Annotated in this window: 13 protein-coding genes; 10 read left to right on the forward strand and 3 right to left on the reverse strand. The window is 64.7% G+C overall.

Annotated elements, in window-relative coordinates:
- Positions 1–16: 16 nt before the first annotated feature.
- From KIT53_RS13175 to KIT53_RS13185, 3 genes are read left to right on the forward strand one after another with little or no spacing between them, the layout of a single operon-like run.
- A complete protein-coding gene (locus KIT53_RS13175) occupies positions 17–1,078 on the forward strand; it encodes a glycosyltransferase (RefSeq protein WP_297753147.1) in 1,062 nt (353 codons plus the stop codon).
- Positions 1,079–1,091: 13 nt separating this feature from the next.
- Positions 1,092–3,167, forward strand: a complete 2,076-nt coding sequence (gene ppk1 / locus KIT53_RS13180; RefSeq protein ID WP_297753149.1) for a polyphosphate kinase 1 — start codon at positions 1,092–1,094, stop codon at positions 3,165–3,167.
- Between the two features lie 16 nt (positions 3,168–3,183).
- Positions 3,184–3,666: a histidine phosphatase family protein gene (locus KIT53_RS13185; RefSeq protein WP_297753152.1), complete on the forward strand. Its 483-nt coding sequence runs from the start codon at positions 3,184–3,186 to the stop codon at positions 3,664–3,666.
- A gap of 18 nt (positions 3,667–3,684) precedes the next feature.
- On the opposite strand, the gene KIT53_RS20275 is transcribed toward KIT53_RS13185, so the two are convergent.
- Both KIT53_RS20275 and ppx read right to left on the reverse strand, forming a co-directional pair.
- Positions 3,685–4,080 carry a hypothetical protein gene (locus tag KIT53_RS20275; protein ID WP_366521918.1) on the reverse strand — a complete coding sequence of 132 codons (396 nt, stop codon included), beginning with the start codon at positions 4,078–4,080 and terminating at the stop codon, positions 3,685–3,687.
- 98 nt (positions 4,081–4,178) lie between these two features.
- Positions 4,179–5,663 carry an exopolyphosphatase gene (gene ppx / locus KIT53_RS13195; RefSeq protein WP_297753154.1) on the reverse strand — a complete coding sequence of 495 codons (1,485 nt, stop codon included), beginning with the start codon at positions 5,661–5,663 and terminating at the stop codon, positions 4,179–4,181.
- Positions 5,664–5,864: 201 nt separating this feature from the next.
- On the opposite strand from ppx, the gene pstS reads away from it, so the two are divergent.
- From pstS to phoR, 7 genes are all read left to right on the forward strand, one after another.
- Complete coding sequence (gene pstS / locus KIT53_RS13200; RefSeq protein ID WP_297753156.1) at positions 5,865–6,896, forward strand: phosphate ABC transporter substrate-binding protein PstS; 1,032 nt, start codon at positions 5,865–5,867, stop codon at positions 6,894–6,896.
- 88 nt (positions 6,897–6,984) lie between these two features.
- Positions 6,985–7,965 carry a phosphate ABC transporter permease subunit PstC gene (pstC, locus tag KIT53_RS13205; protein WP_297753158.1) on the forward strand — a complete coding sequence of 327 codons (981 nt, stop codon included), beginning with the start codon at positions 6,985–6,987 and terminating at the stop codon, positions 7,963–7,965.
- A gap of 35 nt (positions 7,966–8,000) precedes the next feature.
- Positions 8,001–8,855 carry a phosphate ABC transporter permease PstA gene (pstA, locus tag KIT53_RS13210; protein WP_297753160.1) on the forward strand — a complete coding sequence of 285 codons (855 nt, stop codon included), beginning with the start codon at positions 8,001–8,003 and terminating at the stop codon, positions 8,853–8,855.
- Between the two features lie 51 nt (positions 8,856–8,906).
- Positions 8,907–9,701 (forward strand): phosphate ABC transporter ATP-binding protein PstB, encoded by a 795-nt coding sequence (gene pstB / locus KIT53_RS13215; RefSeq protein ID WP_297753162.1) that lies wholly within the window; start codon positions 8,907–8,909, stop codon positions 9,699–9,701.
- A 25-nt stretch (positions 9,702–9,726) separates the two neighbouring features.
- Positions 9,727–10,428 (forward strand): phosphate signaling complex protein PhoU, encoded by a 702-nt coding sequence (phoU, locus tag KIT53_RS13220; protein ID WP_297753164.1) that lies wholly within the window; start codon positions 9,727–9,729, stop codon positions 10,426–10,428.
- Positions 10,429–10,489: 61 nt separating this feature from the next.
- A complete protein-coding gene (gene phoB / locus KIT53_RS13225; RefSeq protein WP_297753166.1) occupies positions 10,490–11,221 on the forward strand; it encodes a phosphate regulon transcriptional regulator PhoB in 732 nt (243 codons plus the stop codon).
- Positions 11,218–12,537: a phosphate regulon sensor histidine kinase PhoR gene (gene phoR, locus KIT53_RS13230; protein ID WP_297753168.1), complete on the forward strand. Its 1,320-nt coding sequence runs from the start codon at positions 11,218–11,220 to the stop codon at positions 12,535–12,537. The genes phoB and phoR overlap by 4 nt, the downstream gene beginning before the upstream one ends.
- Here the strand turns inward: phoR and KIT53_RS13235 are convergent.
- Complete coding sequence (locus KIT53_RS13235) at positions 12,527–14,260, reverse strand: hypothetical protein (protein ID WP_297753170.1); 1,734 nt, start codon at positions 14,258–14,260, stop codon at positions 12,527–12,529. The genes phoR and KIT53_RS13235 overlap by 11 nt on opposite strands.
- Between the last annotated feature and the right edge of the window lie 63 nt (positions 14,261–14,323).

Consider the following 14,323-nt stretch of genomic DNA (forward strand, 5'->3'; position numbering starts at 1 on the left):
ACGTCGAGGGCGGCACATGCGCATACTGTTCGTCACCGACGCCTGGTTGCCGCACGCGCAGGGCGTGGTGACACTGCTGGTGGAGCTGGCGCGCGCCCTGCAGGCGGCAGGCCATGAGGTGGTCGTGATCCACCCCGGCCAGTTCCGCAGCCGGCCTTGCCCGGGCCAGAGAGACATGGACCTCGTGCTGTTTCCAGGTCGTCGCCTGCAGGCACTCATGGAGGCTGCGCGACCCGAGGCCATCCATCTCGCCACCGAAGGCCCTCTGGGATGGGCGGCGCGCAGACATTGCTTGCGCCAAGGCCTGCCGTTCACGACCGCATTTCATGCCGACTTTCCCGAGATCCTGCGCGCCACACTGGGGCTGCCGCTGGCCTGGGGGCGCAGGCTGTCCCGGCGTTTCCACCGGGTCAGCCAGGCGGTGATGGTGCCGGGCGCACAAACGCTCGAGCACCTGAGCCAGGCAGGCATGGAGCGCCTTCGCCTGGGGCCCCGGGGCGTGGACGGGCGGCTGTTCGCCTTGGCCGACCCCCCTCTGAGTCATCCACCTCTGGGTCCATTGGCTCGGCCGGTGAGCCTCTACGTGGGGCGGATCAGCCACGACCGGAACATCGAGGACTTTCTGCGCCTGGACGTGCCGGGCAGCAAGGTCGTCTGTGGCGACGGCCCCCTGGCTTCGGGATTGCGCCACCGCTATCCCAATGTTCACTGGCTGGGCGTGCTGCCGCGCCAAGAGCTGGCGCGGGTGTATGGCGCTGCCGACGTTTTTGTGTTTCCCACCCGTCAGGCCACGCTGGGCCTGGCGATGCTGGAGGCCATGGCGTGTGGCGTGCCGGTGGCGGCGTACCCGGTCGATGGCCCCATGCAACTGCTGGGGGCGGGACGCGCTGGCGCCATGCACCAGGACCTGCGCAAGGCTTGGCGCCGCGCACTCACGGTGAGGCGGTTCGAGGCCCGCTCCCGCGCACTGGAATTCGGCTGGGCCCGGGCGGCAGAGCAGTTCGTCGCGCAACTCTGCGTACTGCCGCAGGCGCCAGTGCGCAACCTGGGTGTCACACAAACGTCATTCGCTCGTTGAATAATCGTCACATATGAGCGGAACTCCCAACCAACAGAAACTTTCCCTGCTGGACCGCGACCACAGCATCCTGGCCTTCAACGAACGCGTGATGGACTGGGCGCGCCGACCCGACGTTCCTCTGCTGGAGCGGCTGCGCTACCTCAGCATCGTCTCCAGCAACCTGGACGAGTTCTTCGAAGTGCGTGTAGCTCCGCACCTGACGGCCGCCAAGGCCAATGAGCAGCGCGGGATCTACACCGTCCAGAGCTTTGAACAGCTGTCCTCCCAGGTGCACGCCCTGGTGGCCCAGCAGTACGCGATCTACAACGACGAACTGCTGCCGCTGCTGGAGAAAAAGGGCATCAAGCTGATTGCGCACGGCGAGCGGAATGCCCGCCAGCGGCGCTGGGTCAAGGAGTTCTTTGTCAAGGAAGTCCAACCCCTGCTCATGCCGGTAGGCCTGGATCCCGCGCATCCCTTTCCCCAGGTCGCGAACAAATCGCTGAACTTCATTGTTCGCCTGACGGGCAAGGACGCCTTCGGCCGCGAGAACGAGATCGCCATTGTCAAAGTGCCGCGCATACTGCCGCGCTTCTTCCGCATGCCTCCGGTCAAAGGCTCGAAGCAGACGCACTTCGTTTCCATCTCCAGCCTCATCCGATCGCACCTGGGCGACTTGTTTCCCGGCCGGCAGGTGACCGAATTCTCCCAGTTCCGGGTGACGCGCCATTCCGACCTCGCCGTGGATGAGGAAGAGGTGAAGAATCTGCGCACCGCGCTGCGCAAGGGCCTGCAGCAGCGCCACTACGGTCAGGCCCTGCGCCTGGAGGTGTCGGCAGGCTGTTCGCCCTATCTCTACAACTTTCTGCTCGAACAGTTCGGCCTGCCCGAACAGTCGCTCTACCGCGTGCCCGGGCCGGTGAATCTGGTGCGCCTGAACCAGCTCATCGACCAGGTCGATGCGCCCTCGTTGCGCTTCGAGCCTTACCAGGCCGGTTGGCCCCTGCAGCTCACGCCCGGGCAGTCCTACTTCGAACGACTGCGCCAAGGCGATGTCCTGATCCACCAACCTTACGAGAGTTTCGACGCCGTGCTGGGCTTCCTGCGCGAGGCGGTCGAAGACCCGGACGTGTTGGCGATCAAACAGACCATTTACCGCACGGGCGCCAAGTCTGAACTGATGAACCTGCTGCGCGAGGCCGTGCGCCGCGGCAAGGAAGTGACCGCGGTGGTGGAGCTCAAGGCCCGTTTCGACGAAGAGGCCAACATCAACTACGCCGAGCGGCTCGAATCGGTGGGCGCGCAGGTGGTATACGGCGTGGTCGGCCTCAAGACGCACGCCAAGATGCTGCTGGTCACCCGGCGAGAGGCGGGTGGCCTGCGCCGCTACGCCCACCTGTCCACCGGCAACTACAACCCGGGCACAGCGCGGCTCTACACCGACCTGAGCTACCTGACCGCAGACGAGGCGCTCACCGCCGACCTGGAACAGATCTTCCTTCACCTGGCCAGCCAGAACAGGCTGTCCCGGCTCAACAAGGCCCTGATCGCGCCTTTCCATCTGCACAAGGCCATGCTCGACAAAGTCGAGGCCATCGGCGCGGCCGCGCGCGCGGGGCGCGATGCCCGCATCATCCTGAAGATGAACTCGCTGACCGACGAGCCGCTGGCGCGTGCGCTGGCGGCCGCGTCCCAGCAGGGCGTGAAGATCGATCTCATCGTGCGGGGGGCCTGCATCCTGCCTGCACAGGTGCCAGGCGCAACGGACAACGTACGGGTTCGCTCGGTGATCGGCCGTCTGCTGGAACACTCTCGCGTGTTCTATTTCCGTGCTGGCGACGACGAAGAACTCTGGCTGTCGAGCGCCGACTGGATGAACCGCAACATGCTGCGACGCATCGAACTGGCCTGGCCGGTGACGGACCCGGCTTTGCGGCACCGCCTCATCGAAGAGTGCCTGCAGGCCTACCTGCACGACACCCGCGATGCCTGGCTGCTGCAGGCCGACGGGCGCTATGTCCCGGCGGCTGCGGTCAGCCGGGGACGCGCTGCGGCGCCGCTGTCCGCCCAGGCGAGTCTCATGGCCCGCTACGGCTCCAAGGGCTGACCAGGGGAGGGTCGGCATGGACCTGATTCTGTGGCGACACGCCGAGGCCCAAGAACACCCGGATCCTCTGGCAGGGCTGCCGGGTGATGCGGCCGACATGGCGCGCCGCCTGACGGCGCGGGGCGAAAAGCAGGCCGCGCGCATGGCGTCCTGGCTTGACCGTCAACTGCCGGATGGCGCTCGCATCTGGTGCAGCCCTGCGCAGCGTTGCGAGCAGACCGCGCTGGCACTGGGACGCAAATACAAGCTGCGCGCCGAGATCGCCCCCGATGCCGACCCGCTTGCCCTGCTGGAGCTGGTGCAATGGCCCATGGGACGGTCGCCGGTGGTGGTGGTAGGCCACCAGCCTACCCTGGGGCGCGTGGTGGCGCGGCTGCTGCACCTGGCCGACCCGGAATGCCCTGTGAAAAAAGGGGCCGTGTGGTGGCTGCGTCATCGCGAGCGCAGTTCCGTGGAGCAGACGGTGGTGGTCACCGTGCAGACTCCCGAGCTCGTCTGATCCGCGCGGGCGCCGGTTTCAGGCCGCCTTTTTCCTGGCGGCCGTCTTCTTGACAGCGGGGGCGCGCTTGGCGGGCGCTTTCCGAGCAGCGGTGGTCTTGACGACGGCCTTGGCCGTGGCAGGTTTTTGCGCTGCCTTGGCGGGCGTCTTCACCGGCGCCGCTTCCTCGACCTTGGGCCGACCGGTCTTGAGCGTGGGCACGGCGGCCAGAGCGGCCTTGAACCCGGCGTCGTTGAGCCCTTGCAGGACCACCAGTCCCGCGCGCAGCAGTTCGCTCTTCTTCACGCTGGTGCCCAGTGCAATCGCGCGGGTCTTGAGTGCCTCGATGGCGGCAAACTCGTTCTTGGGGATGGTGAAGCTGTCGCGCACCAGCTTGGGCTTCTTGGGGTTGCTCTTGCTGTTCTGACTGGCCATGAAAGGACTCCGGGTGGTTGCAAAGAACCGGATTTTAAACCGTATATACGGTTTATACTGTTATGGCAAACGCGTGACGTTTCAATGACAAATAGGTTTCAGCGAATGTCCGCGGTGAACTTCCAGACGGTCTTTTGCCAGGCCAGAACCTCTTCGCCCAGCAGCCAGGCGGACTGCGGGTACCGTCTGGCCCAGCCCGGGTTGGTCGAGAGTTTGAAGGCGCGTGGCTTGTAGCTCAGCTTGATTGACTGATGCTCCGGCAACTGGCGGGCATGGCACAGCAAAACCGCCAGTCGCAGCGCCATCAACTGTTTGGCGAACAGCTCGTCCTGCAGCGACTCCTCCAGCTTGCGCAGCTTGCCACGTTGACCCAGCACGAGCTGGCTCATGCGGTGCAGTTCCAGTAGGGAGAACCCGCGCGCGTCCACGTTGTCCAGGATGTAGGCGCCGTGGTGATGCGAGCGTTCGTGCGATATGTGGGTGCCGATCTCATGCAGCCGTGCCGCCCAGGCCAGCTTTTGCGAATAGCGTTCATTCTGGGCATCTTGCGCGGCGATCTGGTAGAAGAGGGCGGTGCTGACGTCGCTCACGCGCTGTCCCTGCGCCTCGTCCACCGAGAAATGATTGGCCAGCCACAGCACGGTGCGCTCGCGGACATCGCCACCATCGGTTTCGCGGTCGATCAGGTCGTACAACGCTCCATGGCGCAGCGCCCCTTGCGCGGGCAGCATCTGTTCTATGCCAAACAGGTCGAAGATGGCGCGCAACACACTGACCCCACCGCCGATGACCGGGCGGCGGTCGTCCTTGAGGCCCTCCAGCCGTATCTGGTCGGTGCTGCCGGACTTGATCATGCGGTCCACCAGCCAGTCCAGTCCCGAGCGGGTGATCACGCCCGTTGCCCAGCCGTTGGCGCCCAGTATGTCCGCTACCGCGTTGACGGTTCCCGAGGAGCCATAGGCCACGGTCCATTCGGACGGCGGGAACTTGTCCAGGGCATCGTCAATGACCGCCTTGGCCGCGACCTCCGCTGTCTTGAAGGCCGCCGCACTGAACTGGCCTCGCGGGAAATAGCGGGTAGACCAGGCCACGCTGCCCAGGTGGTAGGACTCCATGGTGCGCGCCCGGTAGCCTTCGCCCAGGATCATCTCGGTGGAGCGGCCGCCGATGTCGACAACCAGGCGCCGCTCATCCGAGTGCGGCAGCAGGCGAGACACCCCTTGGTAGATTAGCCGGGCTTCCTCATAACCGGAGACGACCTCGATCGTGAAGCCCAGAATGGCCTGGGCCTTGCGCAGGAACTCGTCCCGGTTCTTGGCCTCCCGCAAAGTCTGGGTGGCAACGGCCCGCACCTGCTGCTTCTTGAAGCCGTGCAGACGCTCGGCGAAGCGGGCCAGGCATTCCCAACCGCGCTCCATGGCAGCCTGGCTGAGTACTTTTTCCTCATCCAGCCCATTGCCCTGGCGCACGGTCTCCTTGAGGTATTCGATGCGCTCTATATGGCCGGAGTGGTAACGCCCGATCTCCAGGCGAAAGCTGTTGGAGCCGAGGTCGATGGCGGCGAGGAGGGTACCGTTTTGCATGCGAGACGGGGCGGTCGGGCCGGGAACGGCCCATGGGATGGGCGCTGAGCGTGAGACAGCCCGCATTGTGACGCATGCCCGGGCCACTGGCAGCCCGCCCGGCCCGTTTCTGTGTGTGACGCCACCGTGATGTCACATGCCTGTCATATTGCCTGCCTAGAGTCCTCCTTGTTCCCCTTTACCCAACGCAAGGAGTCTCGAATGTTCACCAAACGCACCTTCCTCAAGAGCGTGGCCGCCGCCGCCATGGCGACCGCCGCCATGGGCTCCGCCCTGGCCGCCGACATCACCGGCGCAGGTGCCTCCTTTCCCTTCCCGGTCTACGGCAAGTGGGCCGAGGCCTACAAGAAGGAGACGGGCATCGGCCTGAACTACCAGTCCATCGGTTCGTCCGGCGGCATCCGTCAGATCCGTGCCAAGACCGTGGCCTTTGGTGCCACCGACGCCCCGATGTCGGGTGCCGACCTGGAGAAGGACGGCCTGGTCCAGTTTCCCGCCATCATCGGTGGCACCGTGCCGGTGTTCAACCTGGACGGTTTCAAGCCCGGTGAACTGCGCGTGACGGGGCCCGTGCTGGCGGAAATGTTTATGGGCACCATCAGCAACTGGAACGACGCCAAGCTGGCGGCCCTCAACCCGGGCAAGAAGCTGCCGGACCAGGCCATCACCGTGATCCACCGTTCGGACGGTTCGGGCACCACCTTCAACTTCACCGACTACCTGAACACGGTCAGCAAGGACTGGGCGGACAAGGTGGGCAAGGGTGCGGCGGTCAAATGGCCTGCAGCGTCTTCGGTCGGCGGCAAGGGCAACGAAGGCGTTGCTGCCAACGTGAGCCGCGTCAAGGGTTCTCTGGGGTACGTGGAATACGCCTACACCAAGAAGAACAACATGCCGTTCCTGCAGATCCAGAACAAGGACGGCAAGTACGTTAGCCCGGACGACAAGTCGTTCGCCGCCGCGGCTGCCGGCGTGGACTGGTTCAGCGTGCCGGGCATGGGCGTTTCCATGGTCGACGCCAAGGGTGCCGAGAGCTGGCCCATCAGCACGGCGTCCTTCATCCTGATGTACAAGGTGCCGGTCGACAAGGCCCAGTCCGCCGAAGTGCTCAAGTTTTTTGACTGGTCTTTCAAGAGCGGCAAGCAGATGGCCGCCGATCTGGACTATGTGGCTCTGCCCGACAGCCTGACCAACGAGATCCGCTCCAAGGTCTGGAGCCAGATCCAGAAGTAAGCTGGGCTGTGGCATCCACCCGGGTGGGTGCCGCAGCAGGCCTGGCTGAAGCCATCGCAACGGAGTCAACATGAACGTGGGAACCACCATGAGTTCGCAACCAGTGCCTGTGGAGTCGGGCAACCCGGACATGCTGTCGATCGCCAGGCGGCAGCGCATCGAGGACGTCGTTTTCCACCGGGTGACGCAAGGCTTCTCCCTGTTGGTTCTGGTGGCGCTTCTGGGCATCATCATTTCCCTGTTCATCAACGCCTGGCCGGCATTTCAGAAGTTCGGCATCGGCTTCCTGTGGCGCGTCGAATGGGATGTGGTCAATGAAGAGTTCGGAGCCGCGATAGCTATCGTCGGCACGCTGCTGAGCGCAGGCATCGCCTTGTTGATCGCCGTTCCTCTGGCGTTTGGCATCGCGCTGTTTCTCACGGAGAACTGTCCCGTCTGGCTGCGCCGACCCTTGGGCACCGCCGTGGAACTGCTGGCGGCCGTGCCCTCCATCATCTATGGCATGTTCGGCCTGTTCGTTTTCGCGCCGCTGTTTGCCGACCACGTGCAACCTGGCATCCAGGGCCTGCTGGGCAGCATGCCGCTGATCGGGCCTTTGTTTGGCGGTGCCACCAACGGTATTGGCATCCTGGCGGCGGGCATCGTCCTGGCGTTCATGATCCTGCCCTTCATCGCGGCCGTGATGCGCGACGTGTTCGAGATCGTGCCGCCCATCCTGCGCGAGTCGGCCTACGGGCTGGGTTGCACCACCTGGGAAGTGGTGCGTCGCGTGGTGCTGCCTTACACACAGAAGGGCGTGATCGGCGGCGTCATGCTGGGGCTGGGCCGCGCGCTGGGCGAGACCATGGCCGTTACTTTCGTGATCGGCAACGCCAACCGTTTGCCAACATCGCTGTTCTCGCCGGGGACCTCGATCGCGTCCACCCTGGCCAACGAGTTTGGCGAGGCCGCTGACTTCCATCTTTCTGCCCTGTTCGCGCTGGGCTTCCTGCTCTTCGTCATCACTTTCGTGGTGCTGGCTGCGGCCAAGGTGCTGGTGCTGCGCGCCGAGAAAGCCAAGGGCCTGTGAGTCGGCCACGATCCTCCAACGCAACGGACGACCCCATGGAATTCAACCGAACCCTCTACAAGCGCCGCCAGCGTGCCAACACCGTCGGACTCACCCTGTCCATGGGGGCCATGGTGCTGGGCCTTTTCGTGCTGCTCTGGATCCTGAGCGTGCTGTTCTCCAACGGCTTCAAGGCGCTGGACTGGAACCTGTTTACCCATTCCACGCCGGCACCGGGCAGCGACGGCGGCGGGCTGGCCAATGCCATCGTGGGCAGCCTGATGATGGTTGGGTTTTCGGTGCTGGTGTCGACGCCGGTCGGCATCCTGGCGGGCATCTACCTGGCCGAGTACGGTGACCGCAGCCGGGTGGCCGAGCTCACCCGCTTTGTCACGGACATCATGCTTTCGGCTCCCTCCATCGTGCTGGGCCTGTTCGTCTACGCCATTGCGGTGGCCACGGTGGGCAAATTCTCGGGCTGGGCGGGCAGCCTGGCGCTGTCGCTGATCGCCGTGCCGGTGGTCGTGCGCACCACCGAGAACATGCTTCGCCTGGTGCCCGGCAGCCTGCGCGAAGCGGCGTTCGCCCTCGGCGCACCGCGCTGGAAGGTGGCCACCATGGTCACGCTGCGCGCGGCCAAGAGCGGCGTCATGACCGGCCTGCTGCTGGCGGTTGCTCGTATCAGCGGGGAGACCGCGCCGCTGCTGTTCACCGCGCTGAACAACCAGTTCTTCAGCACCGACATGGGCGGGCCCATGGCCAACCTGCCGGTGGTGATCTTTCAGTTCGCGCTCAGTCCCTACGACAACTGGATTCGCCTGGCCTGGGCCGGCGCGCTTCTCATCACGCTCTCGGTGCTGCTGCTCAACGTGGTGGCCCGCGTGTTCCTGCGGGAAAAGAAAGCCGGTTGAGCCTCGCCACCCCTTCACGTCACACACGAAACCCACGCCATGGACATGACCATGCCCGACCTCGCCCCCAATCCCTCCACCAAGCCTGCGGCCAGGAATGCGCTGGAGTTGCATGACCTGAATTTCTACTATGGCAAGTTCCAGGGTCTGAAGAACGTCAACCTCCATATCGAGGAGCGCAAGGTCACGGCTTTCATCGGGCCTTCAGGCTGTGGAAAATCCACGCTCCTGCGTACCCTCAACCGCATGTACAGCCTCTACCCGGGGCAACGTGCCGAAGGCCGGATCCTGTTCTATGGCCAGGACATTCTTGATCCCAAACAGGACATCAACCTGCTGCGCGCCCGTATCGGCATGGTGTTTCAGAAGCCCACGCCGTTCCCGATGTCGATCTACGACAACATCGCCTTCGGAGTGAAACTCTACGAAAGCCTGGACAAGAGCGACATGGACGATCGCGTGGAGTGGGCTCTTTCCAAGGCGGCGCTGTGGAACGAGGTGAAGGACAAGTTGCACCAGAGCGGCCTTTCGCTCTCCGGTGGCCAGCAGCAGCGGCTGTGCATTGCGCGCAGTGTGGCGGTCAAGCCCTCGGTCTTGTTGCTGGACGAGCCCACCTCCGCGCTGGATCCGATTTCCACGGGCAAGGTGGAAGAGCTGGTGCATGAACTCAAGCAGGACTACACCATCGCCATCGTCACGCACAACATGCAGCAGGCGGCGCGTTGCAGCGACTACACGGCCTACATGTACCTGGGCGAGTTGGTCGAGTTCGGCACCACCGAACAGATTTTCTTCAAGCCCAGCAAGACAGCCACGGAAGACTACATCACCGGGCGCTTCGGCTGATCGGCACACTTTCGGGAGACACCCCATGAGCGACAAACACATTTCCAGCCAGTTCGATGTCGAACTGAACTCCATCTCCACGCAGGTGCTTGAAATGGGCGGCCTGGTGGAATCCCAACTGCACCAGGCGGTCTATGCCTTGGTCAACATGAGCCTGGAGTCGGCCGAGCAGGTGATCGAGAACGAGAACCGGATCAACCAGATGGAGCTGCAGATCGATCACGAGATCATCTCGACCATAGGCCGCCGTCAACCCACCGCGCGCGACCTCCGTTTCCTGATGGCCATCTCACGCACCACCCAGAACCTGGAACGTGCAGGCGATGAGGTGGCGCGCATCGGTCGCATGGTCAAATCCATCATCGAAGGCGGATCTCCCCGCAGCCTGCCGATTTCCGAACTGCGCGTGGCCGCCGACCTGGCGGCGGCGCTGCTGCGCAAGGCGCTGGACTCCTTTGCCCGGCTGGACACCACCATGGCGGTGGCGATCATCAAGGGTGACAATGAGATCGACAACGAGTACAACGGTTTCCTGCGCAAGCTCATCACCTACATGATGGAAGATCCTCGCACCATCTCTCCCAGCCTGGACCTGCTGTTTCTGGCCAAGTCCATCGAGCGCGTGGGCGATCACGCCAAGAACATTGCAGAGCAGATCATCTTTATCGTCAAGGGCGAGGACGTGCGCCATACGCCCATGGCCAAAGTGGAGTCGGTGGTCGGATGAAAGTGGTGTGCAGATGTTCAGAACATGCGGCCGTGAGGCTGGTTGACGCTGGAGGCGTGGCATGAGGAAACTGCCCCGTATCCTGGTCGTCGAGGATGAGCCATCCATTGCCGAACTGATCGCGGTCAACCTGCGCCACAACGGCTTTGCGCCCACCGTGGTGTTCGATGGTGTGGCGGCCCAGCGTGAAATCGATGCGGTGTTGCCAGATGTGATCCTGCTGGACTGGATGCTGCCGGGCGAGAGCGGTGCTTCACTGGCGCGGCGCTGGCGCAAGCACGAGCGCACCAAGGCCATCCCCATCATCATGCTGACCGCTCGCAGCGACGAGACCGACAAGGTCCAGGGGCTCGATGCCGGCGCCGACGACTACATCACCAAACCCTTTTCTACCCAGGAGTTGCTCGCGCGCATTCGTGCGGTGCTGCGCCGCCGTGCACCCGAAGTCGTCAACGACTCGGTACAGGTCGGCGAACTGTCGCTGGATGCCGCGACTTACCGGGTGAGTTTTCGCGGCTCGGAACTCAAGGTGGGGCCGACAGAATTCAAGCTGCTGCATTACCTCATGAAACATGCGGAACGGGTACACACCCGTGGTACGCTGCTCGACAAGGTCTGGGGAGACCATGTTTTCATCGAGGAGCGCACCGTGGACGTGCATGTCAAGCGATTGAGAGAGTCACTGGGCGAGGCGTCCGGCATGGTGGAGACCGTGCGAGGCGCCGGCTACCGCCTGACGGCGATGAACAACACCGGCAAGCCGGCTCAAGGTACCGCGATTCCCGCCGCATGACCCGGCGTGCGATCGAGCTGCTGCTCCTGGTGGCGCTGGGAGCGGTGCTGGGCTGGGTGCAAAGCTCAGCCGGCTGGACCTTTGCTGGCGGGTTGACGGGCGCGTTGGCCTGGTCGTTCATCGATGGCCTGCGCGCGCGCCGCGTGGTGCGCTGGCTGGGCAAGGCCGATAGCGCGCGGGCGCCACGCATCGGCGGCACCTGGGGCGAGGTGATTGACCGTTGCCGCAAGCTCATCAAGAAGCTGGAGAAAAAGGCCCAGAACAGCGATGCGCGGCTCGAGGACTTTCTGGCCGCCATCCAGGCGTCTCCCAACGGTGTGATCCTGCTGGACTCGAGCGGTCGCATCGAATGGTCCAATCTCACGGCGGCCAATCACCTCGGCTTCGATCCCCAGCGCGACCTGGGTCAGTATGTGCGCAACCTGGTGCGCAATCCCGCATTCACCGCCTACCTCGCGGGCGGTGACTACAGCTTCGAGATCCAGATCGATGGTCCCGGTCCCCGACCATCGCAACCCACCAAGATATCCACCCAGCTTCATCCTTACGGCAAGAAGCGCAAGCTCATGCTCACGCGCGACGTCACGGCCGTGCAGTTGGCGGAAGCCATGCGGCGTGATTTCGTGGCCAACGTCTCGCATGAGATCCGCACGCCACTGACCGTGCTCAGCGGTTTCGTGGAGACCATGCAAACCATTCCTTTGGACGAGGCCGACCGGGCGCGCTACCTGGAGCTCATGAGCCAGCAGGCGCAGCGCATGCAGACACTGGTGAGCGACCTGCTGACGCTCTCGCGGCTGGAAGGCAGTCCTGCTCCCGGGCAGGGCGAGTGGATTGATGCCGAGGAACTGCTCACCCATGTACTGCAGGAGGCCAAAGGCCTCACGCTCGCCATCGCTCAGACGCCTCACGATATCGACGCGGTGGCCGGGCCAGGGCTGTGGGTGTCCGGCGCCAAGACCGAGCTGCTCAGTGCCATGTCCAACCTGTTGAGCAACGCCGTGCGCTACACGCCGGGCGGCGGCCGCATCCGTGCCGGCTGGCGGATGCGGGAAGACGGTGGGGCGGAGTTCTTCGTCACCGACAGCGGTCCTGGCATTGCCGCCGAGCATCTGCCGCGCCTGACCGAGCGCTTCTACCGTGTGGACCGCAGCCGTTCACGGGAGACAGGTGGTACGGGCCTGGGGCTCGCGATCGTCAAGCACGTTGCCCAGCGCCATGGTGGCCGCATCGAGGTGCAAAGCACATTGGGCGAGGGGTCGACCTTTGTGATCGCGCTGCCGGCGTCCCGCGTGCGCGAGCGCGTCAGCGGTTGATGCGCTGGTAAACCAGCAAGCTTTCCTTGTTGTCCGTCAGGCGCCGCACGGTCGCCTTGAACGCCCACTGGGTCAGGTCCACACGTTGATCCAGCGTGGGCTGCGTGTCCGGTGAGACCACCATGTGGCGGCATGTGCCTGCCTGCGGGGCGCTGCTTCGCACCAGTTGCATCTGGCCGTGGTACTGCAGTGCCGAGATCTGGGCCTGCGTCAGGCCATCGACCAGTACACATTGCGTGCGGTCGACGATGCCTGCGATGCCGCGCGAGATCGGGCCATAGCTGCGACCAAAGTCCAGCAGCGGCAGCCAGAGCGTCATGAGCAGCAGCCAGCACAGCGTGCTGCCCGCGGCCGGGAGGATCAGGCTCTTCCAGATGGCCTGGCGGTGTTTGCCCACGCGCCAGACCACCAGCCAGATCCATGCAGCGGTGGCCAGCGCGCCCACGGCGAACAGCACCAGGGAGAACGACGGAACGAAACCGGGCGCGAGCTTGGCCACATTGGCCGCCGGCTTGGCGGGCACACCCGTCTGCATGGCGAACCAGATGACCCAGATGACCAGGGCGCAACTGGAAAAGAACAGCAGCGTGAACCAGTCCACCAAGGCGGACACGCTGCGCCGCAGCGTGGGCAGCGCAAAGGCCGCCAGCGCCGCCAGGGCCGGCAGGGCCAGCAGCAGCGCACGGTCGCGCTCATCCGCAAATGCGCTGTTGAAAACACTCACCAGGGTGGCCCACAGCGGCAGGGCCACGTGTGGCCGCAGCAATTGGTAGCGCCATCGCCACAGTGTCCACAGCGCCAGTGGCCAGGCGGGCCAGGTGAACCAGATCAGCAGTTTGAACCAGCTTCGCCACTGGACATCCGCCAGAGGTGTGTACAACTCGGGTGGCGGCACTTGCCCGGCCAGCCAGGCCAGGAGCAGCGCAGCAGGCAGTGCGATGCTGCTCCAGCGCAGGGCGTCAGGTTGCCCGGAGGCCGGGGAGGCCATCAGCCAGTCGGTCTCCGGCGTTACGGCAGGGCCGCGCCGGGCCAGCCAGAGTACCGCCAGCAGGCCCGCGCCTAGGGCCAGTGCGGTCCAGGGAGCGCCGCTGAGCATCAGAGACAAGGTGGCGAGTGCCCAGGCGACCACGCTGCGTACTGGCCTGCGGCCTCCGGCGTGGGCCATGCGGGCGGCAGAGAAGAGCAGCAGAGACACCAGGGCCAGTCTGGCCAGATCCGGCGTGGTTTCATGAGAGAGCTGCGCCAGGCCCAGGCAGGCGACCAACGCCAGCAGCCCGGCGTCAGCGAGCGCGCGGGCGTAGTCCTTGGGATGGGCCTCGCCGCCGAACGCGAACGCCACCGGTTGGGCAGCCGGCTGGCGAGCGAGGTGGTAGACGGTGTACCAAGTGCAGACCAGTGTCAGGGCCAGCAGCAGACCGAACGGGACGCGGACCGCGAATTCGGGCGACAGGAACGGCAACAGCCGGATGAACAGCGCCCCCAGCCAGTAGGGCAAAGGCCCGGGTTCTTCCGCGGCCAGCCCCAGCACTTCGGGTGACCACCAGGCGCTGCGTCCGCCGGCCAGCTCCAGCATCACGCCAAAGGCCGAGACATCGTCGTTCTTCCAGGGCTCACGACCCAGGAAACCGGGCAGCACATAGGCCACACAGAAGAGCACCAGCGCCAGCCGGGGCAGGCGCCGCACGGCCGACTGGCTGACGATGGCTGGGGTGGGCTGATTCACTGCAGGAAATATACAAGGCCTGTCACGGGCGTGTGACGGGTGCCCTCAGGGCAAAAAAAAGCA

Origin of the sequence: Hydrogenophaga sp., from assembly GCF_026125785.1 — a bacterium.
In the GTDB taxonomy this organism is placed as follows: domain Bacteria; phylum Pseudomonadota; class Gammaproteobacteria; order Burkholderiales; family Burkholderiaceae_C; genus Hydrogenophaga.